At 74.0% G+C, this 22,378-nt stretch carries 17 protein-coding genes; 9 read left to right on the plus strand and 8 right to left on the minus strand.

Annotated features, from left to right (window positions below; translation table 11 throughout):
- Positions 1-51: 51 nt before the first annotated feature.
- Together AB0K65_RS04535 and AB0K65_RS04540 are read right to left on the minus strand one after the other, a co-directional pair.
- Entirely contained in the window at positions 52-1,032 is a 981-nt protein-coding gene (locus AB0K65_RS04535) for a LacI family DNA-binding transcriptional regulator (RefSeq protein WP_365714208.1), read from the minus strand.
- A gap of 111 nt (positions 1,033-1,143) precedes the next feature.
- Positions 1,144-1,320 carry a hypothetical protein gene (locus tag AB0K65_RS04540; protein WP_365714209.1) on the minus strand — a complete coding sequence of 59 codons (177 nt, stop codon included), beginning with the start codon at positions 1,318-1,320 and terminating at the stop codon, positions 1,144-1,146.
- On the opposite strand from AB0K65_RS04540, the gene AB0K65_RS04545 reads away from it, so the two are divergent.
- Positions 1,319-3,283 (plus strand): ricin-type beta-trefoil lectin domain protein, encoded by a 1,965-nt coding sequence (locus tag AB0K65_RS04545; RefSeq protein ID WP_365714210.1) that lies wholly within the window; start codon positions 1,319-1,321, stop codon positions 3,281-3,283. The genes AB0K65_RS04540 and AB0K65_RS04545 overlap by 2 nt on opposite strands.
- A gap of 147 nt (positions 3,284-3,430) precedes the next feature.
- Here the strand turns inward: AB0K65_RS04545 and AB0K65_RS04550 are convergent, their stop codons facing one another.
- From AB0K65_RS04550 to AB0K65_RS04560, 3 genes are all read right to left on the minus strand, one after another.
- Entirely contained in the window at positions 3,431-5,413 is a 1,983-nt protein-coding gene (locus AB0K65_RS04550; protein ID WP_365714211.1) for a hypothetical protein, read from the minus strand.
- A 264-nt stretch (positions 5,414-5,677) separates the two neighbouring features.
- Entirely contained in the window at positions 5,678-6,133 is a 456-nt protein-coding gene (locus AB0K65_RS04555; RefSeq protein WP_365714212.1) for a hypothetical protein, read from the minus strand.
- Entirely contained in the window at positions 6,130-6,807 is a 678-nt protein-coding gene (locus AB0K65_RS04560) for a DUF2867 domain-containing protein (RefSeq protein WP_365714213.1), read from the minus strand. Before AB0K65_RS04560 ends, AB0K65_RS04555 begins: the two co-directional genes overlap by 4 nt.
- Positions 6,808-6,874: 67 nt before the next feature.
- Between AB0K65_RS04560 and AB0K65_RS04565 the strand changes: the two genes are divergently transcribed.
- From AB0K65_RS04565 to AB0K65_RS04580, 4 genes are all read left to right on the plus strand, one after another.
- Positions 6,875-7,492 carry a TetR/AcrR family transcriptional regulator gene (locus AB0K65_RS04565; protein WP_365714214.1) on the plus strand — a complete coding sequence of 206 codons (618 nt, stop codon included), beginning with the start codon at positions 6,875-6,877 and terminating at the stop codon, positions 7,490-7,492.
- Between the two features lie 156 nt (positions 7,493-7,648).
- Positions 7,649-10,765 carry an ABC transporter substrate-binding protein gene (locus AB0K65_RS04570; protein ID WP_365714215.1) on the plus strand — a complete coding sequence of 1,039 codons (3,117 nt, stop codon included), beginning with the start codon at positions 7,649-7,651 and terminating at the stop codon, positions 10,763-10,765.
- 218 nt (positions 10,766-10,983) lie between these two features.
- Positions 10,984-13,245 (plus strand): helix-turn-helix domain-containing protein, encoded by a 2,262-nt coding sequence (locus AB0K65_RS04575; protein WP_365714216.1) that lies wholly within the window; start codon positions 10,984-10,986, stop codon positions 13,243-13,245.
- 12 nt (positions 13,246-13,257) lie between these two features.
- On the plus strand, positions 13,258-13,815 hold the full coding sequence (locus AB0K65_RS04580; protein ID WP_365714217.1) for an XRE family transcriptional regulator: 558 nt from the start codon (positions 13,258-13,260) through the stop codon (positions 13,813-13,815).
- A 357-nt stretch (positions 13,816-14,172) separates the two neighbouring features.
- On the opposite strand, the gene AB0K65_RS04585 is transcribed toward AB0K65_RS04580, so the two are convergent.
- The 3 genes from AB0K65_RS04585 to AB0K65_RS04595 form a co-directional block, all read right to left on the minus strand.
- Positions 14,173-15,156 (minus strand): TIGR03557 family F420-dependent LLM class oxidoreductase, encoded by a 984-nt coding sequence (locus AB0K65_RS04585; RefSeq protein WP_365714218.1) that lies wholly within the window; start codon positions 15,154-15,156, stop codon positions 14,173-14,175.
- 168 nt (positions 15,157-15,324) lie between these two features.
- Positions 15,325-15,897: a GNAT family N-acetyltransferase gene (locus AB0K65_RS04590; RefSeq protein WP_365714219.1), complete on the minus strand. Its 573-nt coding sequence runs from the start codon at positions 15,895-15,897 to the stop codon at positions 15,325-15,327.
- 176 nt (positions 15,898-16,073) lie between these two features.
- Complete coding sequence (locus AB0K65_RS04595; RefSeq protein WP_365714220.1) at positions 16,074-17,003, minus strand: poly-gamma-glutamate hydrolase family protein; 930 nt, start codon at positions 17,001-17,003, stop codon at positions 16,074-16,076.
- A gap of 282 nt (positions 17,004-17,285) precedes the next feature.
- Here AB0K65_RS04595 and AB0K65_RS04600 point away from each other — a divergent pair, with 282 nt between their 5' ends.
- The 4 genes from AB0K65_RS04600 to AB0K65_RS04615 are packed head-to-tail and all read left to right on the plus strand — an operon-like array spanning position 17,286 to position 22,303.
- Positions 17,286-18,512, plus strand: a complete 1,227-nt coding sequence (locus AB0K65_RS04600; protein WP_365714221.1) for a polyprenyl synthetase family protein — start codon at positions 17,286-17,288, stop codon at positions 18,510-18,512.
- On the plus strand, positions 18,509-20,287 hold the full coding sequence (gene crtI / locus AB0K65_RS04605) for a phytoene desaturase family protein (RefSeq protein WP_365714222.1): 1,779 nt from the start codon (positions 18,509-18,511) through the stop codon (positions 20,285-20,287). The genes AB0K65_RS04600 and crtI overlap by 4 nt, the downstream gene beginning before the upstream one ends.
- Complete coding sequence (locus tag AB0K65_RS04610) at positions 20,274-21,269, plus strand: phytoene/squalene synthase family protein (protein WP_365714223.1); 996 nt, start codon at positions 20,274-20,276, stop codon at positions 21,267-21,269. The genes crtI and AB0K65_RS04610 overlap by 14 nt, the downstream gene beginning before the upstream one ends.
- Positions 21,266-22,303: a DUF5914 domain-containing protein gene (locus AB0K65_RS04615; protein WP_365714224.1), complete on the plus strand. Its 1,038-nt coding sequence runs from the start codon at positions 21,266-21,268 to the stop codon at positions 22,301-22,303. The genes AB0K65_RS04610 and AB0K65_RS04615 overlap by 4 nt, the downstream gene beginning before the upstream one ends.
- Positions 22,304-22,378: the final 75 nt, after the last annotated feature.

The following is a 22,378-nucleotide window of genomic DNA, read 5'->3' on the forward strand; positions in this document are numbered from 1 at the left end:
CCCTGGGACGGGGGTCTTGCGGTGCGGCGTCGGCGTCCGTGCCGTGCCGGATCAGGGGGCGGGTGCGGAGCGGCGGATGACGAGTTCGGTGGGAAGGACGACCGGTTCGACGGGAATCGTCCCCCCGGCGAGCCCGGAGAGAAGCATTCCGGCGGCCGTCTCGCCCATCCGCCGCATGGGCTGACGGACGGTGGTCAGCGGTGGTTCGGTGTGCCGGGCCATGGGGATGTCGTCGAATCCGACGAGGGCGACGTCGTCCGGGATCCGCCGGCCGGCCTCTCGCAGAGCGCGCAGGGCGCCCGCGGCGATGAGGTCGTTGTGCGCGAAGACGCAGTCGAAGTCCCGGCCCTCCGCCAGGGCCCGCTCGATGCCGGCCCGGCCGGTCTCCTCGGTGAACTCGCCCTCGGCCACCAGGCCGGTGGGCAGCACGTCCAGGAAGCCCGCCAGGCGGTCCCGTACGCAGCCGAAGTCCCGGCGCCCGGTGATGACGAGGGGCCGGGACCGGCCCGAGGCGGCCAGATGATCGGCGGCGGACCTGCCGCCGGCGCGGTTGGTGGTGGCGACGGAGGGAAACGCCGGGTGGTGCCCGCGGTCGTCGACGAGGACGACGGGCAGGCCGCGGCGGTGCATGGCGGTGATGGTCTCCAGGGTGTTCTCCGGCTCGACGACGAGGAGACCGTCGAAGGCGCGGGCGGAGACCTGCCCGGCGAAGTGGTCGACCGACTCGGCGCCCCGGTTGCAGGTGAACAGCAACAGGCCGTATCCGGCGGCCTCGACGGTGTCGGCGACACCCTGGAGGACCTCGCCCATCCACGGCCAGGTCAGGGACGGGACCAGCATGCCGATGGTGCGGCTGGTGCCGCGTGCCAGCCCGACCGCCCCGGAGCTGGGTACGTAGCCGAGCACACCGATCACTTCGCGAACACGGGCGGCGGTGACGGCGTCCACCTCGGCGCCCCTGTTCAGGACCCGCGACACGGTGGTCTTGCTGACACCCGCCTCACGTGCGACGTCGGCGATGGTGACACGCATCGGAAGGGCCTCCGCGGCGGGGGACAGGCGGCAACTGACATCGGTGTCGGAACCGGTACCGGAACCGGTTCCGGCGCGGTGCGGTGAGTCAACAGCCCCGCCTCCGTGCCGTCAATACTTCACGTCGACTTCGGCTTGAATCCCCAAGTTCCTCTCGCCCGAGCCCTGTTGCGTGTTCAAGTCATGAATGCGCGAGGTCTTGACGCCGGCCCGGCCGGGCAGTTCACTCACGCCTCGGTCCATCACTCGGTCCACTACCCCCACATCCACCGAGAAGGGCACCGACATGATCAGCCCGATCCTCAACGCCGCTGTCAGGAACGGCGCCGGCGTCCGCCCGGGGCGTCGCCGCGCGTCCGGCCCCCGTCGCCGGCCCCGGGCCCCCCGCCGGGCGGCGCGTGTCCTCCTCGCCGGCGTGCTCGCCGCGGCCGGGCTCACCGGAGCCACGGGGCTGTCCACCGGCACGGCGCAGGCCGCCGGCGAGCAGGTGAACGTCTGGCTCACCACGACCGACGACGCCGGCGGCCGCCACGTCACACGCGGCCTTCAGCAGCAGACCCCCCTCGCGTTCCAGGCGGGGCGGGACGGCGGCGGCTCGACCGTCACCGTCGACGAGAACACCCGCTACCAGACCTTCGCGGGCGGCGGAGCCTCGTTCACCGACACCGCCGCCTGGCTCATGAAGGGCTCAGGAGCCCTCTCCGCGTCGACGCGCGACGCCACGATGCGCAAGCTCTTCTCCCCGACCGAGGGCATCGGCCTGTCGTTCGTCCGCAACCCCATGGGCGGCTCCGACCTCGCCCGGTTCGGCTACACCTACGACGACCTGCCCGCCGGACAGACCGACCCCGGCCTGGCGAAGTTCTCCCTCGCCCACGACCTCCAGGACGTGCTGCCCCTGACCCGGCAGGCCGAGCAGCTCAACCCCCAGCTCACCCTGGTCGCCTCGCCGTGGACCGCCCCCGCGTGGATGAAGGACAGCGGCCGGCTCGACGGCGGATGGCTGAGGGCCGAGAACTACGGCACGTACGCGGACTACTTCGTCAGGTACCTCCAGGCCTGGCGCGACCAGGGCGTCCCCGTGGACTACGTCACCGCACAGAACGAACCCACCTGCTGCGCCGGCTATCCCTCGATGAGCTGGAACGCCTCCGGGCTCGCGTACTTCACCAGAAACGAACTGCTGCCCAAGCTGGCCGCGGCGGGGCTTGCGACCAAGGTCCTCGCGCACGACTGGAACTGGGACACCTACGACGCCTACGCCGCGCAGACCGTGGACGACGCCGCCGTCCGCAGCCACCCGAACTTCGGGGGCATCGCCTGGCACGGCTACGGCGGTGACGTCAGGCGGCAGACCGAGATCCACGACCGGTACCCGCAGCTGGACGCCTTCCAGACCGAGCACTCCGGCGGCACCTGGATCGCGCACCAGCAGCGCGAGGACATGATGAACATCATCGACTACACCCGGAACTGGGCGAAGTCGGTCACCAAGTGGTCCCTCGCGGTCGACCAGAACCGGGGCCCGCACAACGGCGGCTGCGGCACGTGCGACGGCCTGATCACCGTCCACAACGGGGACGCGCGCCACGGCCAGGTCGACTACACCGTCGAGTACTACACGATGGGCCACCTCACGAAGTTCGTGAAGCCCGGCGCCCACCGGATCGCCTCCACCGCCGACGCGGCCGTCCCGAACGTCGCCTGGCGCAATCCGGACGGCTCCAAGGCCCTCATCGCCTACAACGACTCCACCGGCGCGCGGACCCTGACCGTCAACTGGGGCGGCAGGCACTTCGCGTACTCCGTGCCCGGCAGGACCTCGGCCACCTTCACCTGGTCGGGCAGCCCGACCGAGGCCCCGGGCGCGTCGGGCGCCCTCGTCGGCCTCGGCGGCAAGTGCCTCGACGTGGCGGGCGGCGCGGCAGCCGACGGCACACCCGTCCAGCTCTGGGACTGCAACGGCAGCGCGGCACAGCGCTGGACCGTCGGTACGGACGGCACCGTCCGCGCACTCGGCAAGTGCCTGGACGTGACCTCCGGGGCGACGGCCGACGGCGCCAGGACGCAGCTGTACACCTGCAACGGCTCCGGAGCGCAGGCGTGGAGGTACGAGACGTCCGCCGGAGACCTCGTGAACGTACCGGCGGACAAGTGCCTGGACGCCTCGGACAACAGCTCGGCGAACGGCACCCGGGCCCAGATCTGGTCGTGCACCGGCGCGGCCAACCAGAAGTGGTCCCTGCGCTGACCGCCGCACGCGAGCCGTCACGGTCATGAGAACGCGCAACGGCGGGGGCCCGCGGGATGCGGGCCCCCGCCGGATGCGGACCGCCGGGGCCGGCCGTCGCCTTCGGCCCTCGGCGGACGGGCCGGTCGGCGGTGAAGCGGGACCGGGTCAGGGGGTGACGGTCAGCGGCGCACAGGACGGGTCGAGGCGCAGCCGGGCCAGATCGCGGCCCGCCAGGGCCCACGCCTTCCAGCTCCCCGGCTCGAACGCGAGCTGCGGGTTGGTGTACCAGTCGTCGCCGAGACCGGTGGCGATCAGCTGCGGGTCCGGGAGGCCCGGGCCGAGCAGGTGGACGTTGCCGCCGCCGAAGTAGGTCGAGGTGAACACCTTGCCCTGGTGCACCTCGATCTCGCCGTAACCGGACAGCGTTCCCTTGTCCAGAACCTGACGGGTCGCCAGGTCCATCGTGAACCAGCCGGCGTTGCGCTTGAAGACGCCGTACAGGATGCCGTCGTGCACCTTGATGTCCTGCAGCGTCTGGTTGCCGGCCACCGGGGAGACCTCCCACCGCACGGTGCGGGTGGCCAGGTCGAAGGCGGCCACGGCCGCGGTCGTGCGGGTCGGGGTGGTGCCCCCGCCGCCCCGGACGTCCCCACCGAGGTAGACCACGCCGCCCGGGCCGAGGCTGAGGCTCATCAGGCTCTGGTCCTTGATCACGTCGGGGTACACCTCGATCAGCGAGGTGTCGGGGTCCACGACGGACAGGGCGCCCTTCAGGCTGGCGCCCAGCGGCGCGCTGGCCACCAGGAGCTTGTCGGTGGCGGGGTCGTACTCGAGGTCCCAGGGGCGCTGCTGGCCGTGGCCGAGATAGCCGAGGCTGCGCAGCGCGTCCGTCTGGGCGTCGATCTCGACGATCTGGCCGCTCGGGTAGATCGCTGCGTAGATCTTGTCACCGCGGCGGGTCAGCGCCTTCGGCTCGCCCGGCACCCAGATCCGGCGCTGGGTGCCCGTGGCGGGGTGGTGGACGGTCACGGAGAAGTGCCCGCCGACCCAGACCGCGCCGCGGTCGGCGTCGTACAGCATCGACTGGGGGCGCTCGGCGCCGCCGGTGAGGCCCGCGTCCAGCAGGTCGGTGTACGTCGTCCGCCCGTCGGTCACGTCCATCGTCCACGCTCCGCCGCTGCCGGCGAAGCCGGTGAGCGTGTCACCGTCGAGGAACATGCCCCGGGTCTCCTCCTGGGAGCGGGGCGTACCGATCTCGACCAGCGGCTCGGCGGTGCGGTAGCGGTAGACGGTGCCGTGCGGGCGGGTGGAGAGGTAGGCGGTGTAGTCGGGGGCGAGGCCGATCGAGTCGACCGAGTTCCCGCCCAGGTCGACCGTGCGGAGGTCGGTGCCGTCGGTGCGCACGTCGTAGAGCGTGTTGCCGCTCGCGGCACGCACCCGGGTACGGCCGACGGAGACCGCCGAGATGCCGGTGGCGCCCTGCGCCAGGACGCGGGTCGCGCCCGTGGACCGGTTCACGGACATCAGCTTGCCCGTGTCGAGCAGGCCCGCGTAGACGTTGGTCGCGTCGACGTCGAGGGAGCGGACGTAGCGCTCACCGGCGGCGAGGACACCGAAGTTGCGGACGGCACCGCCGGCGGGGTTGTACTCCCAGACCTTGCCGTCCGGGTACGTGCCCGCGTAGATCTTGCCGTCCGGCGCGGCGGCCATGCTCCAGATGAAGCCGCCGTTGACACCGAGGGAGGCGAGACGTTCGACCTTGCCGGTCGCGGGGTCGAAGCGGTAGAGGTCGGGCACCGGGTAGGTGCCGATGTACACCTTGCCGCCCGACACGGCGGTGGCCCACGCGCCCTCGGGCGAACCCTCGGCGGGGCCGTCGGGTATCGGCGTCTGGCGCACGACCGTGCGCGTGGCGAGGTCGTACTCGGCGAGCACCGGCGGCTTCAGACCCCGGGTCACGACGTAGCCGCGCCCTTCGTGCACGGCGGCGCCGACGATGGCGCCGGTCACCGAGGCTGGGCCGAAGCGCTCCACACCCGCTCCACCGCAGTCGGCGGGATCGACGGCGACCGCGGGCGCCGCGGGCACGACGGGAGCCAGGAGCGCGAACAGGGCCGCGAGAAGTGGCAAGAGCCAGCGGCGTTTCAACAAGGCCTCCAGTAAAGGGAATGCGTAAGACCGCACACGGACGGTGGGGTCCTGATGTCGGCACCGGCGGCGGCCGCCGCCGGTGCCGACGCGCCGTGCATATTACGGCTGACCAGCGAAGGCGGTGCGCGGCGCTCCCCCTTCGGCTCACCGACCGTGCGTCCGCGACCCCGTGCGGGACCGTCGGTGAGCCTCCGGCGTGCGGCGCCGCCCGTGACCTCCGGACGTGACGTCGTCCCTCGGACCCCACCGCGATGCTCCGCCTCAGACGGGATGCTCCTCCCGGCTCGCCGGGACCTCCGGCCGCTCCCTGACCCGGGCCGCCCCGACGACGAGTGCCCCCGCCACGATCCCGACGAAGAACGGCGAGGGCACCAGCAGGGTCCCTCCCACCGCGCACCACGCCGCGATGCCCCAGCCGATCGCCGGCGGCACGCGCACCCCGCGTCCGGCCAGGTGCCATATCAGCGCCGCCAGGAGGATCAGCGGTACGGCGAAGCTGCCCGGCCCGGCCCAGAAGGTGAGCTCGTTCCGCAGGGAGTCCACCGTCGGCTCCGCGCCTCCGTCCGACAGCGCGAGCGGCACCGCGGCCCACAGTCCCCGATCCGCCCAGCCGCTGACGTCTCCCCAGGCGGCCGCCGCCAGCAGGGACACATGCCCGACGCCCAGGAAGACCATGATCCCACTCGCCCAACGCAGCATCTTCTTCCGGGTGTTCATCGAGCGCGCCCCTCTCCGCGCGGCTTCGCCGCATCCGGCGGTGTGCGGCCGTCCTCCCGCCGGGAGCGGATCCGCCCGGCGTGTTCGGGCTCCGCCCGGTCCCGCCAGGCGCGTTCCCACTGCCGGGTCAGGGAGGGGTAGACGAGGAGGTACCGGAACGGCGCGATGGCGGCCATGTAGAGCCGCCCGGTCACCCCGTTGGGCTTCACGAGGACGGCCATCCGCAGTTCGTGGTCGCCGGTCGCCCCCTTCACCCACCCCAGGTGCATGACGGTGTGGACGGTCTTGTTCGCCAGCTCGCGGGCGGCCTCGCGGGGGAGTTCGTAGACCGCCTTGAGGGGCATGTCGTCGTCGTCCGGGCCGCGCGGAACGTCCCGGCGGTCACCGCTGAGGCGGTCGCGCAGCGAGGCGACCCGTGCGCCGACTCCGGCCGAGGGATCGTCCCAGCCGAGCACGGCGCCGAGCCTCCACCGCACGGCGAACAGGAAGCGCACCGCCGGGTGCTGCCGCGCGGGGCCGCCGGCGGCGCGCATCGCCGCCAGCATCACGGGGAAGTCGTCGGGCCCGGCTCCGGGAGTGCGGAACGACCACACGTCCTGGACGGTGAAATCAGGCGTCAGATCGTGGATGAGCCAGGGCTGTTCGGTGTAGGCGGTCGCTGCGCGTCGCGGCATGTCCGGCCTCTCGTCTATACGGCACCGTATATTTGATGTGTACGCTACCGTACACATCGGATCCGGCATGATCAATGGAGGTGGTCGTATCCCCGCCGTCGCTCGCACACCACGGAGCCGCTGGGTGGAAGCGGGCCTCGCCGCCCTCGCCCGAGGAGGGCCGGACGCCGTCCGAGTCGAGGCGCTAGCCGCCGAACTGGGCGTGACCAAGGGCGGTTTCTACGGCCACTTCGACGGCCGCCCCGCCCTGCTCGAGGAGATACTCGACGAGTGGGAGCGGCGCTGCACCCGGGAGATCATCGCCCGGGTCGACGCCGAGGGCGGCGCGGGGGCGGAGACGATCCGGCGCGTCGCGCAGCTGACCTCCTCGGAGGACTTCCACCGCATCGACATCGCGGTCCGCTCCTGGGCGCGCCACGATCCGCCCGTCGCCGCGCGTCTGCGGCGCGTCGACAACGAGCGGATGGACTTCCTGCGCAGGATGTTCGGCAGGTTCCTCACCGACCCCGCGGAGATCGAGGCCCGCAGCATCCTCGCCTTCGCGCTCGCGATCGGCCGTCACTACTTCATCGCGGACCACCCCGGCTACACCACCCCGGAGGCGATCGAACTCGCCGGAAACCACCTCCTGCGCCCACCGGCGCACGAGGAAGGACAGGCTTCGGGCGGCATTCCCGACCGGTGACCGGTGACCGGTCCGCGGGGGGCGTCCACGGGCGTCAACGGCCCTGAGATCACTCCGAGCCGGAATGATCCGGTGTGTCATCATCGCCTGACGACTACGGGACGGGCTCTGCGGGGGGCGGCATTGGAAGCGCTGGGCGCGGCGGACCCACGACAGGTGGGGCGTTATCGGATCCTCGCGCGCCTGGGGGCGGGCGGCATGGGCCGGGTCTACCTGGGCCGTTCGACCAGCGGGCGGATGGTCGCCGTCAAGGTGGTCCGCGCCGAGCTGGCCGAGGACCCGGAGTTCCGGCGGCGCTTCGCCCGTGAAGTGGAGGCCGCCCGCAGGGTCACCGGCTTCTTCACCGCGGCCGTGGTGGACGCCGATCCCGAGGGGGCGCCCGCCTGGCTCGCCACCGCCTACGTCCCCGGCATGCCGCTCGACGAGGCGGTGCGCGCTCACGGCGCCTGGCCGAGGCACTCACTGCTCCTCCTGGGCGCCGGACTCGTGGAGGCGCTCGAGGCGATCCACGGCGCGGGCCTGATCCACCGCGACCTGAAGCCCTCCAACGTACTGATCGCCGCGGACGGGCCACGGGTCATCGACTTCGGCATCTCCGTCGCCACCGAGGCGACCGCGCTCACCCAGACCGGGATGGTGATCGGCACCCCCGGGTTCATGTCGCCCGAGCAGGTGACGGGGCGCGCCGTCGGTCCGGCCGGCGACCTGTTCTCGCTGGGCGCCGTGCTGGCCTTCGCGGCCACCGGAGCCGGACCGTTCGGCATCGGTTCCCCTCATTCGGTGAACTTTCGCGCCGTCTACGAGGAGCCGGATCTTCACGGGCTGCCCGCCGGAACCGACTTCGTCGCCCGCTGCCTCGCCAAGGAACCCGAACGCCGCCCCACCGTGCCCGAACTCCTGGCGGAGCTCGGGCAGCTGCTCGGGGAGGCCGGCGGTCAGACTCTCGCGGGCCACCTCCCGAAGGAGACCGACTGGCTCCCGGCGGCGGTGGCCGAGGCGCTCACCTCCCGTGCCGGGGGGTTCGGTGCCGCCCCCGGCCCGCCCGCCGCGCCGGACCCGCGCCTCGCCCACCGGGCGGCGCCCGCCGGCGGTGACGACCGCCGGGACGGCGGGGGAGAGGGCGAGAGCCCGAGCCCCGCAGGCCGGAACCCCGAGGATCGCGGCCGCGGCGTGGACGAGTCGCTCACCCACGGACAGGACGGGACGCCCACGCGCGGGGCCGTGGAGACGCCGGAGACCGTCCCGACGGAGAACCCGCCCGTCCGCCTGGACAAGACGCCGACGCCGCATCCCGCGATGCCGCCCCGCCCCGCCTTCCCGCCCGACGCGCCGCAGGCGGCCGACGTCGCCGCGCCCGCCAGGGCCGCCGCGCCGCCGGTCGTCATCGGCCGGCCGCTCGTCCCGCCGCCGGTGACGGTGGCCGCCGGCGGGGCGGCGTCGACCGGGCCCGTCGTCCAGGCGTCCGCCGGCGCCGCCCGCTTCCGGCGCCGGCTCGTGGCCGTCAGCCTCGCCGTGGTCCTCGCCGCGGGCGGTGGCGGCGTCGTGCTGTGGGCCACCCAGAACAAGGACAAGCCCGTCACCTCGACGACGGGCGGGGGCGGTGCGGGCGGCTCCACCAGCGCGGCAGGCTTCGACGCCGCGATCGGCGGAGTCGTGAACGCCTCCACGAAGAAGGGCGGCACGCTCCGCCTGTGGAGCACCTATGACGCCGACTCGTGGGACCCGGCCCGTTCGTACTACGGGTGGGTCTGGAACATGCAGCGCTTCTACGCCCGCACCCTCTACACCTACGACGCCCGGCCCGGCTCGAAGGGCAAGACGCTCGTGCCGGACCTCGCCGAGGCCGCCCCCGTCTCGACCGACGGCGGCCGGACCTACACCGTCAGACTCAAGCGGGGCCTGACGTTCGAGGACGGCTCGGCCATCACCGCCAAGGACGTCGAATACGGCATCGCGCGCGCCTTCGCGCAGGACGTCGTCCCCGGCGGTCCGCTCTTCCTGGTCGAGGCCCTGGACCAGGGGCAGGACTACCCGGGCCCGTACAAGGACTCGGCCGCCAACGGACTCGGCCTCCGCTCGGTGCGCACGGTCGGCGACTCGACCCTCGTCTTCACGCTCGCCAAGCCGGACTCCGACTTCCCGCACCTGCTCGCCATGGGCGCCACCGCCCCGGTGCCGCGAGAGCGGGACACGGGGGCCCGCTACGGCGAGAAGCCGGTCTCCTCGGGCCCGTACCGTTTCGACTCCTACGTGCCGGGCAAGTCCCTCACCCTCGTCCGCAACGACCACTGGGACCCGGCCACCGACCCGCTGCGCAAGGCCCTGCCCGACAAGGTGGAGCTGACGATCTCCGGCAACGCCGAAGAGGTGGACGCGCGGCTGATCGCCGGCACCGCCGACCTCAGCGTGATGTCCAGCGGCCTGTCGCCGGCCTCCCGGGCGAGGGTGCTGCGGGACCCGAAGCTGAAGGAGAACGCGGACAACCCGCACACGGGTTACGTGCGGTACGTCGCCCTCGCCTCGAAGGTCAAGCCGCTCGACAACATCCACTGCCGCAAGGCCGTGCTCTACGCGGCGGACCTCACCGCCCTCGCGACGGCCCGCGGAGGCCCGGCGGCCGGTTCGAGGCAGAGCACCATGCTTCCGCCGACGATCGCCGGCTCCGACGGCTACGACCCCTTCGGACGCGCTGACGGCAAGCCGCGCACCGAGAAGGCGAAGGAGGAGCTGCGGGCCTGCGGCAAGCCCGGTGGTTTCACCACGACCCTGGCCCTGCGCGGCGACAGGGAGGAGGAGCAGCGGTCCGCCGTCGCGCTCCAGAGCGCGCTCGCAAAGGTCGGCATCACCGTCAGGACCGCGGGGTACGACGCCGCCCAGCGGTCCGCCGTCGTCGGTACGCCCAGCGTGGTCAGGAGCAAGGGCTACGGCCTCACCTTCTTCGGGTGGGGCGCCGACTACCCCACCGGCTCCGGGTTCCTGGAGCCCCTGGCCGACGGCCGCCTCATCCTGCCGAGCGCCAACTTCAACTTCCCCGAGGTCGACGACCCGGAGATCGACGCCCTGTTCGACCAGGGCGCGGCCGCGACCGATCCGGCCGCGGCCGCCGAGACGTACCGCCGGATCGACCACAAGGTCGTCGACGGCGCCTACTATCTGCCCATCGTCGCCGACAAGGCCGTGTTCTACCGCAACCCCCGGCTGACCAACGTCTACGTCCACGAGGTCTACGGCATGGCCGACTTCCAGGCCCTCGGCGTCTCCGACGGGAAGTGACGGTCGCCGACGGAAGGCAGCGGGCCGGGGTCGGATGTCGGGGAAGCGGACGACCTCGGCGTGTGTCACTGGCCGGTCGCCGGTCGCGTCGTCTCGCCTGGAGGGTGGGCCGCGCGGGGACGACGGCCCGTCATCGCGGAGGGAGCGTCACCTGCACGGGTTAAATCCAGGGCTACAAACGAGGTTAATGTGCGTTAGGGTCCTGTCGGAGGTGGAGTATGCCGACCGAGGAAGAACTCTTCAGCGCCGTGGACGCGCTCCTGGCGGGTGAGCCGCAGATGCCGTCGCCGAAGGAGCGGGCCCGTCTGCGGGAGGCCGCCGGGGTCACCCAGGCCCGCCTCGCGCAGGCGCTGGAGACGAGCACCCAGACCGTCAAGAACTGGGAGAGCGGCCGGAGCGAGCCACGACCGCCGCGCCGACAGGCATACCGGCGGCTGCTGGAGGGCTGGGCCGCGAAGTACCCCGTCCCGGACCCGGCGCAGGTCCCGGCCCCGGGGCCCGCACCGGACCCCGCCCTCGCCCCGGCTGCCACCCCCGCGCCGGCCCCCACGTCCTCCGTCCCCTCTCTCCCCTCCTCTGCCTCCACTTCCGCGCCCGCGCGGGAGCCGCTCGCCGAGCCCGCCGCCCGCACGCCGACGGCGGCGCCCCGGCCGGGGGCGAGGAGGGCCGCCACCGGACGGGCCGCGACCGCCCCCCAGCCCGTCGGCGCCGGCGCCTCGTCCACCCGAGCCGCCCCGGGCGCCCGCGAATCCCGGTTCGGCCACGGGCCGCTCGCCGTCATCGACGCCGACGACGACGGCCGGGCCGTCGCGTACTGCGTCGACGGTCTCGTCCTGGACGTCCCCGCCGCTTCCCTGCCCTCGCTCGTCGAGTGGGCGCTCACGGACGCCGGGCTCGGGCAGGAGAAGCTGCACGGCGCCGGCAAGGACGCCGACCCGCTGCTCGTCCTGACCGAGGGCGCCCTTCGGCGCTACGGCCTGCCCGAGGGCCTCACCCCCGAAGAGCGTCTGGCGGGACGGCTGCCCGACTCCCACCCGGCCGTCGCCCGGCTGCACCGGGCCGCCTGGCGGCTGACGAAGCGCGGCTTCGGCCCCTGGGCCCGGATCTACCGCCCGGCGCAGGGCGCCACGCGTTCCTGCGTACAGCTGTGCGTCCCCTCCTGGGACGCGCTCGACGCCCGGCACTGGAACGGCGCCGCGCAGCTGCCCCCGGCGGAACTGGCACGGCTCCTCGGCACGTACGCGACCCGGGTGATGACGCCGCGCGGCTCCACCGCCGTGACGGGACTGGAGCTGATGACGGCCTTCCACCCCCCGACCCGGGCGACCCGGCCGGACACGGCCGGGGTGCGGCACAGCGAGCACAACCCCTCGTCCCTGGGGAAGGAGCCGGTCGACTGCGCCCCGTGCGAGGCACCCGACGGCCACCCGCTCCTGGCCCACCTGCCCCGCTTCCACGAGCGCGGGCCCGACGAGATGCTGTTCGAGGAGGCGTACGACTGGGCGCGCCCGCTCACGGACGCCGAGTGCACGCTGCGCCACGTCGTCGGCATCGACGTCAACCTCGCCTTCGGCGCGGCCGCCAACGGCGCGGTCGTCGGCCTGGCCGGCGCCCCGGTGCGCGTCGACGGTCCGGCCTTCGACCCCAAGGTGCCGGGCTCGTGGCTGGTGGACCTCTCGCACGTCGACCTCTCCCGGGTGAAGGCCGGAAAGGAGTGGAGGACCCTCGACGGCGCTCTGCTGCCCAGTCCGTTCACCCCGACGGGCGAGCGCCCGGCCGGCCCGGCCTGGTACGCGACGCCGACCGTCGCGTACGCGGTCGAACTCGGTTACGAGGTCGCACCCCTCGAGGCCTGGCTGCGCCCGACGAGCGGCCGCTATCTCGACGACTGGTACAAGCGGCTGCGTCACGCCTACATCGCCACCATGGCCGATCTCGGTGTCACCGAGAGCATGGGGCCGTCCGATCTTCTGGCGGCGATGGACGGCCACCGGAGGCACGATCCCGGGATGGCGGTCGTCCTGTCGGCGATCAAGGCCACCGTCAAGGGCGGCATCGGCAAGCTGCGCGAGCGGCCGCGCGGCGGCGGCTGGCGCCCGGGGCAGCCCTGGCCGGCCCTCGCCCGCCCGACCTGGCGCCCGGACATCCGCGCCACCGTCATCTCCCGCGCGCGCGTCGGCATGCACCGCAAGATGGTCGCCCTCGCGGCGGCCACGGGACGCTACCCGGTCGCGGTCCTCTCCGACTGCGCCGTCTACGCGGCCGACGGGCCGAGCCCGCTCGACGTCCTGCCGTACGCGGCCGACGGCACGACCGTACCCGGCTCCTTCCGGATCGGGGTCTCCCCGGGGATGGTCAAGCACGAGGGCACCCAGACCACGCTGTGGGCCGAGGGCGTGCGCGAGAAGTACGGGCAGGACCTGAACCTGGCCCGCTACGTCAAGACCGGCGAGGTCACCGCCGCGGACGACGGACAGTAGGAGGCGACGGCGATGGCATCGGTGGGGGACGGTCTCGACAAGGCGCTGGAGCGGGTGTTCACCCGTCCCATCCCCAAGAGCCCGGGCGCGCGCATGCGTTATCTGGTCAAGCGGAGCAAGGGCAGCACCAAAGCCGTCGCCCGGATGCTCGGGGTCTCCCAGCGCACGGTCGAGCGGTACGTGAAGGACCAGATCCGCAAGCCCCGGCATGACCTCGCCGACCGTCTGGAGCGGGAGGTGAGGAAGCGCTGGCAGCCGCAGGTGCGGGCGAGGGCGAAGAAGACGGCCGCCACGACGGCGGGTCTCGTCATCGACACCCGGGCCCGCTTCGGGTACACCGCCGCCCCCGGCACCACCGACGACGCCCGCATGCGTCACCTCACCGTCGCCCTGCCACCCCGCCACGCTGCCCGCCTCTTCGACGCCCGCGACCAGGGGGCCGACGAGCAGCGGCTCCAGCGGATCGCGGCCGAGGCCCTGGGCGAGGTGTACTTCCGCGACAACGGCCGCCGCGCGCAGGGCCTCCTGGTGGAGTACACCGACGCCGAGCACATCGAATTCGACCTCTAGCCCGTTTCCGTACGTCCCGCCCGGGCTGCGACGCTCCGCACGCTCCGGACGCCGCAGCCCCCGCCCTTACGACGGACGCCGATACCTTCCGGCCCGCCACGGTCGCCGCGAGGGCGAGTGCGAAGCCCAGGAGTGGGACGGGGCCGAGGATCCGGTCGTCCCAGCCATCGCGTGGCCCGCCTGGAGCGGGAACCGGGCGCGGCGATGCTTCGACCGCACCAGCCGCCGGGTGCGGCCGGCCCCGGCCGGTGCGGCCTTCCTCCCCGCCCCGCTCCCGTGCCCGGAAGCCGCCGAACGAGGGGCGCGGCAGGTCGGCTGTCGGCGGCCGACGCGGACGCGGACGCGCGGGAGTGAGGCTCAGACTCCGTCACCGCCCTGCGGCTCCAGCCGCCGCAGAGGCCCGTTCAGCTCCCGCTGGAAGAAGTCGATGAAGCCGTCCGGGTCGGGGCCCGCGTTCTGCATGACCAGCCGGTCGAAGCCCGCGTCGACGAACCCCTGCGCCACCTCGGCGTACCGCGCCGGATCGGCGCCGCAGGCGAACTTCTCCAGGACGTCCTCCTCCCGCACGGTGGTGGTGGCCGCCTCGAAGTTGACCGGGTTGGGCAGCTCGCTCATGACCTTCCACCCCGTGACCGCCCAGCGCGACGTGTCCAGAACGGCCTTCGCCGCCGTCCGCTCGTCGGGCGCCCACGCCATGGGCACCTCGGCGTAGCGGGGCCCGTCGCCGCCGGCCTCGCGATAGTGCCGGACGATCTCCGGCTTGTCCTCGGTGGCGAACAGCCCGTCCCCCAGCTCGGCCGCGATCCGGCACGACGGCCCGCCGCTCGCCGCCACCGCGATCAGGGGAAGCTCCCGGGGCAGGTCGAAGACCCGGGCGTCGTGCAGCCGCAGGTGCTTGCCCTCGTACGACCGGTAGCCGCCGCCCCACAGCAACCGGATGATCTCCAGGGCCTCCCTGAGCATCTCGTGCCGGGTGTGGACCGTGTCGGGGAAACCGCGGCCGACGACGTGCTCGTTGAGCCGTTCGCCGGAGCCGACACCCAGGACGAACCGGCCGTCCGACAGGAGGGCGAGGGTGGCGGCGGCCTGCGCGATGACGGCCGGGTGGTAGCGCACCGTCGGGCAGGTGACGCCGGTGGCCAGCCCGATCCGCGAGGTCTTCGCCGCGACGGCGCCCAGGACCGTCCAGGCGAACGGCGAATGCCCCTGGTTGTCGAGCCACGGATGGAAGTGGTCGCTGATCTCGACGAAGTCGAACCCCGCCTCTTCGGCGAGGACCGCCTGGCGTACCAGTTCCGCCGGACCGAACGCCTCGGCGGCCAGCTTGTATCCGATCTCCATGGGGGAGCACCTCTTCCCGTTGCGGTGACACCGACGACGTCCGCGCAGAGGTACCCCGGCCCGCCCCGCCCGTAACGGACGGCGGCCGCCACCCCGCCCGGAGGGATCAGCGCGTGCCGGGAGCATCCGGGTGACCGTCCACCCGCACCGGGCATGCGTACGGGCGCGTCAGCGCAGATCGAGCCGCATCAGGATCCGGGGATGGCCCGCGAGCACCGAAGTCGTGTCGGCGGCGTGGACGAACCCGGCCCGCTCGAAGTTCTTCCGCAGGCCGGCGTACGCCATCGTCAGGTCGACCTTCGCGTCCCGGTTGTCGAGGGGATACGCCTCGACGACGGGGGCGCCCTGGGAGCGGGCGTACTCGACCGCGCCGGCGATGAGGGCGTGGGAGATCCCCTTCTTACGGTGACCGGGGCGGACGCGGACGCACCACAGCGACCACACCGGCAGGTCGTCGACGTGCGGGATCTTGCGGTTGCGCGCGAAGGAGGTCTCCGCGCGCGGCGCGACGGCGGCCCAGCCGACCGGCTCGTCACCGTCGTAGGCCAGCACCCCGGGCGGGGGCCCCGTGCGGCACAGCTCGGCGACGTACGCACCGCGAGCGGGCCCGCGCAGCTCGTTGTTGAGCTTGGACGGGATCCGGTAGCTCAGGCACCAGCAGACGTTGGCGGCGGGAGACTTCGGACCGAGCAGCGTACGGACGTCCGCGAAGTCCGAGGCCGGGCGCACTTCGATGGGCATGGCACCACGATGCCACGCCGCTCCTCTCGGCGGACGCGGCAGGGGCGCGGGGCCCGTCCGGGTGCGCGGAGCCGTGCACGGGGGCCGCAGGGACGCGGTCCGGCCCACCCGGGCGCCGGGCCGCCTCGACGTCAGGCCACTCGTCGCCCGTCCGCAGCCCGGCCGCCCGGTTCCGCTCACAGCAGGGCGTCGCGGCCCAGCTCGTGGCGGTCGACCGCTTCGCGTACGGCGTTGACGAACCCGTTCCAGAAGTGCGCCTGGTGGCCGGTCCCGACGCCCGCGGTCTGCCGGCGGCGGGCGGCGCCGTCGAACTCCCCGAACATGGCCCTGCGCAGTTCGGTGGATATCTCCAGCTGGGCACCGGCCCCCGTGCGGGTGCGGTTGACGATGTTCGCCGGGTCGTCGCCGTTCAGCGGAGTGTCGACGCCCGCGACGACCACCTTCACCGCGAGGTCGGGATCGCCGGTCTCCGTGGTGAAGCCCGCCTCGGCGAAGGCCCGTGCGAGGTTCCGCATCAGCCGCTGGTCCCGGCCGCCGATCAGGATCTGCTTGGCCGGGCCCGCCTCGGGGCGGAAGCCGTGCAGGGAGACGGCGTACAGGTTGTTCCCGCAGACGGCGAGGGCGGCCGGGTCGTCGCAGTGGGTCGAGGTGACGTGGAGATCGTCGTGGGAGGTCAGCGCCTCGAACATCCAGTAGTCCCGCTGCGGCACTCCGGTCCTCGGCGCGGGGAGCGTGGTGCCGGCGCCCGCGAGCTCGTAGCCGGCGATCGCGAGGCACAGTTCGCTGGTCCCGGCCTCGATGCCACCGCCGTGCGGGGCGATGACGGCCGTGCTGCGGACGGCCTCGCTCGTCGCGCTCGCGTTGTCCAGCAGCTCGGTGCGGGCCCCGCAGCGGAAGCGGCGCATCCAGTCGACACCCTCCTGGAAGGCGCCGCTGGCGTACAGCACGGTGTTCGTGGCGAACCGCTCCGCGGCCGCCGTCCCCGTGGCAGTGGCCGTGGGAGCGGCGGCGGCGGTGGCGCCGCTTCCGGTGACGTCGGCGAGCAGGGGCAACCCGGCGACGGCGGCGACGGAGGTCAGGACGGTTCTGCGGCTGGCGGACTTCATAGGATGATCATCTCTGATGATCAGGCCGTTCCGGTAGCCCCCTCCGCCGACGACTCGTCCGCGAGGGATTCCCCTCCTCACGCGGGCCGTTCCTCTCTCCACCCCAGCGGGTCTCACGAGCAGGAGGTCGCGGCGCCGCGGCCCCTGCCGCAGCGCGTCTTCCGCCGAGCGGGTGACGTGCACTCCGATGGGGCGGCACAGCGGGCAGGCATGAACGCATCCGTGCGCGCGCCGGCTGCCGAAGTACTGCGCGTGCGCGGAAACGGATCTGAGGGGAGTGCCATGCTCCGTACGAGTGCGACGGCGGCGAGAACGGCGGAGGGGGACGCGTCGGAAGGGGTGACGGCGGGGCCGGGCGCGGCGATCGCGGACGTCCTGGACGGTCCGACCGGTACCGGCGGCGGCCCGCGCACGGCCGGAGAAGCGGTGGCGGCCGTCGAGTCCGTCCTCGCGGAACACCTCGACGCCCGGGTCAGGGAGGCCGGCGAGATCGACGCCGTGTCCGCGCGCGAGGTGGCGAGCCGGGTGGCCGGCTTCGTACGCGGAGGCGGCAAGCGGCTGCGGACGGCCTTCGTGTGGTGCGGATGGCAGGCGGCGGGCGCGGGCGGCGACCCGGAGGTTCCGCTGCGCATCGGGGCGGCCATCGAACTGCTCCAGGCCTGCGCGCTCATACACGACGACGTCATGGACGGCTCGCCCGTGCGCCGCGGCGGGCCGGCCGTGCACCGCCAGTTCGCCCACCTGCACCGGGCACACCGCATGAACGGTTCTGCTGACGCCTACTCCACCACCGCCGCCGTCCTGGCGGGCGACCTCGCCCTGGCGTGGGCCGACGACCTGCTCGCCGACACCGCTCTCGCCCTCCCCCCGCCCGCCGGACGCAGGCTCCACCGCGAATGGCGGGCGATGCGGGGGGAGATGGTCGCCGGCCAGTACCGGGACGTACGCGCACAGGCGACCGGCTCGTCCGGTGTCGACGAGGCGCTCTCCATCGCGACGCTGAAGAGCGCCCTCTACACCGTGGTCCGTCCCCTCGCTCTGGGCGCCTGCGTGGCCGGGACGGGGGCCGACGACGGCACCATGGAGGCGCTGCGGGCCGCGGGGGGCTGCGCGGGCCTCGCGTTCCAGCTCCGTGACGACCTGCTGGGCGTGTACGGGGATCCCGCCGTGACGGGAAAGCCCGCCGACGAGGACCTGCGCGGGCGGAAGCTGACCTACCTCCTCGCGGTCGCCCTGGAGCGGGCGACGGAGTCGTACGACGGGGCGGCCGTCGACGCGCTCGGACCCGGCCGCGTCCCCCGCTCCGAGCCGGACGTCGCCCGGATGCGCGCGGCCCTGGAGCGCACCGGCGCCCGCGCGGTGGTGGAGGAGGAGATCGCCGGCCTGTGCGCCAGGAGCGTGCGCCACTTCGCGGCCACCGGAGCGAGCCCGGGCGTGCGGGCCGAGTTCGCCGCGCTGGTGGACAGGGCGGCCGGTACCAAGCCGGCCACGAAGAGGGAGAACGCATGAGGACCGTGTCCGGGCCCACGGACCACGTGGTGGTGGTCGGCGCGGGGCTGTCCGGGCTCGCCGCCGCCCTGCACCTGCTCGGTGCCGGCCGCCGGGTGACCGTCGTCGAACGGGACGCGGTGCCCGGCGGCCGGGCCGGCCGGCTGGAGGTCGGCGGCTACCGGATGGACACCGGCCCCACGGTCCTCACGATGCCGCACCTGGCGGACGAGGCGTTCGCCGCCGTCGGCGACAGCCTGTACCGGCGCGTGGAACTGATCGCCCTCCACCCGGCCTACCGGGCCCGCTTCGCGGACGGCAGCCTGCTGGACGTCCACACCGACGGCGACGCGATGGAGGCCGAGGTCCGGCGCTTCGCCGGCGCTGCCGAGGCCGAGGGCTACCGCCGGCTGCGCACCTGGCTGCGGCAGTTGTACCAGGCGCAGATGCGCCGCTTCATCGACACCAACTTCGACTCGCCCTTCCGGCTCCTCCACCCCGATCTGGCCCGGCTGGCGGCACTGGGCGGCTTCGGACGCCTGGACGCGCAGATCGGCAGGTTCCTCTCCGACGAGCGCCTGCGCAGGGTGTTCTCCTTCCAGGCGCTGTACGCCGGGGTGCCGCCCGCCCGCGCACTCGCCGCGTACGCCGTCATCGCCTACATGGACACGGTCGCCGGCGTCTTCTTCCCCAAGGGCGGCATGCACGCGCTGCCCCAGGCGATGGCGGACGCCGCGGCCGACGCGGGCGGAGCCTTCCGCTGGTCGGCCGAGGTGAGCGCGCTGGAGACCTCCACCGGGCGGGTGCGGGCCGTGCGCCTCGCCTCCGGGGAGCGGATCGCCTGCGACGCGGTCGTCCTGACCCCCGACCTGCCCGTCGTGCACCGCCTCCTGGGTCGCGCGCCGAGGCGGCCGGTCGCCCTGCGCGCCTCACCGTCCGCCGTGATCCTGCACGCCGGGACCGACCGGACCTGGCCGGAACTCGCCCACCACACGATCTCCTTCGGCGCCGCCTGGGAGGGGACCTTCGACGAACTGACCCGTACGGGGCGGGTGATGAGCGACCCCTCGCTGCTCATCACCCGACCGACCACGCACGACCCGGACCTCGCGCCGGCGGGCAGACATCTGCACTACGTCCTCGCCCCGTGCCCCAACACCACGACGGGCCCCTCGGCCGCCGCCTGGGACGCGCTCGGACCGCGCTACCGCGACAGTGTGGTCGCCGAACTGGAACGGCGCGGTCTGCACGGCTTCGGGGCCTCCGTCGACCGGGAGGTGCTGGTCACCCCGGCGGACTGGACGGCCCAGGAGCATCTGGCGGGCACCCCGTTCTCCGCCGCGCACACGTTCGCGCAGACCGGCCCCTTCCGGCCCCGCAACCTCGTACGCGGCTACGACAACGTCGTCCTGGCCGGATGCGGGACGACGCCCGGGGTCGGAGTCCCCACGGTGCTCGTCAGCGGCAAGCTCGCCGCCGCCCGCATCACCGGCGTCCGCCGCCCGCCGGAGGCACGCGGAGACGGCCGACGGGCGGCCCGCCCGCCCGCGCGGGCCGACGACACGACCCGGCCGACGGCCGGCGCCGACCCGCTCCCGAACGGCGCGGGCAGACACGTCGACGGCGCGGACGTGCCCGCGACCGAAGGAACCGGCCCCGGCCACGGCACGGACGGCCGCGCCGGTGGCGCCGCCGGCTCCCCCGCCGACACCGTCAGGCCCGCCGGCACCAGCGCCCTCAGGCAGGTGCGCACCACCCTCCCGGACCCGAAAGGCACTACCCATGACCCGTCGTGAACTCGACGCGGCCGGGGTGACGGACCCCGGCCTCCGCGCCGCCTACACCCGGTGCCGGCAGCTCAACGCCCGCCACGGACGGACGTACTTCCTGGCCACCCGCCTCCTGCCGCTCGAACGGCGCTGCGCCGTCCACGCGCTGTACGGCTTCGCCCGCTGGGCGGACGACATCGTCGACGACCTCGACCGCGAACAGCCGCCCGAGGAGCGCGACCGGCTGCTGCGCCGCCTGGAGAGCGACCTGGCGCGGGGGCTGCGTACCGGCCACGGCGACGAGCCCGTCGTGCGGGCCGTGACCGACACGGCCGAGCGCTACGCCATCGACCCTGGTCTCTTCGCCGACTTCCTGGCCTCCATGCGCAGCGACCTGACGGTCACGGACTATCCGACCTACGCGGACCTGCACGCCTACATGCACGGCTCGGCCGCCGTGATCGGCCTGCAGATGCTGCCGGTCCTCGGTACGGTCGTCGACCGCGAGACGGCTGCGCCGCACGCGGCGGCGCTCGGGAGGGCGTTCCAGCTGACCAACTTCCTGCGCGACGTGGGCGAGGACCTGGACCGGGGGCGCGTGTACCTGCCCGCCGATCTGCTCGCCGCGCACGGGGTGGAGCGGCCGCTGCTCGAGTGGAGCCGCCGCACCGGCGGCCGGGACCCGCGCATCCGCGCCGCCTTCGTCGAGTTCGAGGCGATGAACAGGGCGGTGTACCGGGAGGCCGAGCCCGGTGTCGCCATGCTGGAACCACGGGTTCGGCCGTGCATCCGCACCGCCTTCACGCTGTACGGAGGCATCCTGGACGCGATCGCCGCCGACGACTACGCCGTGCTGCACCGCCGGGCCGTGGTGCCGCGCCGGCGTCGGGCGGCGACGGCTGCGGCGGGCCTCGTCCGCATCCTGGCCGCGCGGGTACGCCCCCGCACCGGGCGCGGGACGGGGCGGACGCCGCACGCGGTGGCGCTGCGCGAGGGAGCGCGCCGGTGAGGGACGGTGACGGCGGGTCGGCGAGGTCGGACCGGACGGGCGGGAAGCGCTGGACCTCGCCACTGCGGGTGCGCCGCGCCCCCGCGTGGGAGCGGCAGCCCTCGCCATGGCGGGAGGCCAAGCCCGCCCTGATCGCGGAGGCGCTCGAGCGGGCGACGGCCAGGCCGTCGGGAAACTGGTTCGTCGTCGGCGCCTCGCGCGAGATCGAGGCGGGCGGCCGGGCGTACGGCAGGACCGTGGGCGGCGTCGAAGTCGTCCTGTGGCGCGGCGAGGACGGCGGACTGCGCGGCGGTCCCGGAGCCTGCCCCCATCTCGGGGCTCCCTTGCGCGACAGCCGGGTCGTGTGCGGGACGCTCGTGTGCCACTGGCACGGACTGGCCCTTTCCGGCGGCCCGTACGCCGGGTGGGAGCCGTTCCCCGTCCACGACGACGGAGTGCTGGTGTGGGTGCGTCTCGACTCGGTCGGCGGCGAGCCACCGCTGGAGCGCCCCGTGGTCCCCGAACGGCCGCGGCACGAGGGCGCGATCGACGCGGTGTACACGGGAGTGGGGCGGTGCGAGCCGGAGGACGTGGTCGCCAACCGGCTCGATCCCTGGCACGGCTCCTGGCTGCACCCCTATGCCTTCGTCAACCTGCGGGTGGCCGGGACCCCGCAGGGCGACGGGGACGACGACGCGTTCGCGGTCGATGTCTCGTTCAAGGTCGCGGGCAGGCTGGTGGTGCCGGTCAGGGCCGTGTTCACCGCGCCGACGCCCCGCACGGTCGTCATGCGCATCACCGACGGGGAGGGTGCCGGCTCGGTGGTCGAGACGCACGCCACCCCCCTGACCCCGCGAGGGGACGGCCGCCCCCGCACCGCGGTGGTCGAGGCGGTCGTCGCGGCCTCGGACCGGCGGGGCTTCGCCCTGGCCCGTGCGGCGGCCCCGCTGCTGCGGCCGATGATGCGCCGCACGGCCGGCCGGCTGTGGCGCGACGACCTCGCCTACGCGGAACGCCGCTGGTCGCTGCGCCGCGCCGGCCGGTTCCCCGGCTGAGCACGGGCGGCACCGCCGACCGGCGGGGGGGGGGGGGGGGGGGCCGGCGGAGGGCTCCGTGCCCTTAGCCCTGCC

This window comes from Streptomyces sp. NPDC053755, assembly GCF_040677675.1.
In the GTDB taxonomy this organism is placed as follows: Bacteria; Actinomycetota; Actinomycetes; order Streptomycetales; family Streptomycetaceae; genus Streptomyces.

What these genes read in the sequence shown, in the direction of transcription:
- AB0K65_RS04535 (WP_365714208.1), bottom strand. Translation starts at nt 1,032, where the DNA reads ATGCGTGTCACCATCGCCGACGTCGCACGTGAGGCGGGTGTCAGCAAG.
- AB0K65_RS04545 (WP_365714210.1), top strand. Translation starts at nt 1,319, where the DNA reads ATGATCAGCCCGATCCTCAACGCCGCTGTCAGGAACGGCGCCGGCGTC.
- AB0K65_RS04540 (WP_365714209.1), bottom strand. Translation starts at nt 1,320, where the DNA reads ATGTCGGTGCCCTTCTCGGTGGATGTGGGGGTAGTGGACCGAGTGATG.
- AB0K65_RS04555 (WP_365714212.1), bottom strand. Translation starts at nt 6,133, where the DNA reads ATGAACACCCGGAAGAAGATGCTGCGTTGGGCGAGTGGGATCATGGTC.
- AB0K65_RS04560 (WP_365714213.1), bottom strand. Translation starts at nt 6,807, where the DNA reads ATGCCGCGACGCGCAGCGACCGCCTACACCGAACAGCCCTGGCTCATC.
- AB0K65_RS04565 (WP_365714214.1), top strand. Translation starts at nt 6,875, where the DNA reads ATGATCAATGGAGGTGGTCGTATCCCCGCCGTCGCTCGCACACCACGG.
- AB0K65_RS04575 (WP_365714216.1), top strand. Translation starts at nt 10,984, where the DNA reads ATGCCGACCGAGGAAGAACTCTTCAGCGCCGTGGACGCGCTCCTGGCG.
- AB0K65_RS04580 (WP_365714217.1), top strand. Translation starts at nt 13,258, where the DNA reads ATGGCATCGGTGGGGGACGGTCTCGACAAGGCGCTGGAGCGGGTGTTC.
- AB0K65_RS04585 (WP_365714218.1), bottom strand. Translation starts at nt 15,156, where the DNA reads ATGGAGATCGGATACAAGCTGGCCGCCGAGGCGTTCGGTCCGGCGGAA.
- AB0K65_RS04590 (WP_365714219.1), bottom strand. Translation starts at nt 15,897, where the DNA reads ATGCCCATCGAAGTGCGCCCGGCCTCGGACTTCGCGGACGTCCGTACG.
- AB0K65_RS04595 (WP_365714220.1), bottom strand. Translation starts at nt 17,003, where the DNA reads ATGAAGTCCGCCAGCCGCAGAACCGTCCTGACCTCCGTCGCCGCCGTC.
- AB0K65_RS04600 (WP_365714221.1), top strand. Translation starts at nt 17,286, where the DNA reads ATGCTCCGTACGAGTGCGACGGCGGCGAGAACGGCGGAGGGGGACGCG.
- crtI (WP_365714222.1), top strand. Translation starts at nt 18,509, where the DNA reads ATGAGGACCGTGTCCGGGCCCACGGACCACGTGGTGGTGGTCGGCGCG.
- AB0K65_RS04610 (WP_365714223.1), top strand. Translation starts at nt 20,274, where the DNA reads ATGACCCGTCGTGAACTCGACGCGGCCGGGGTGACGGACCCCGGCCTC.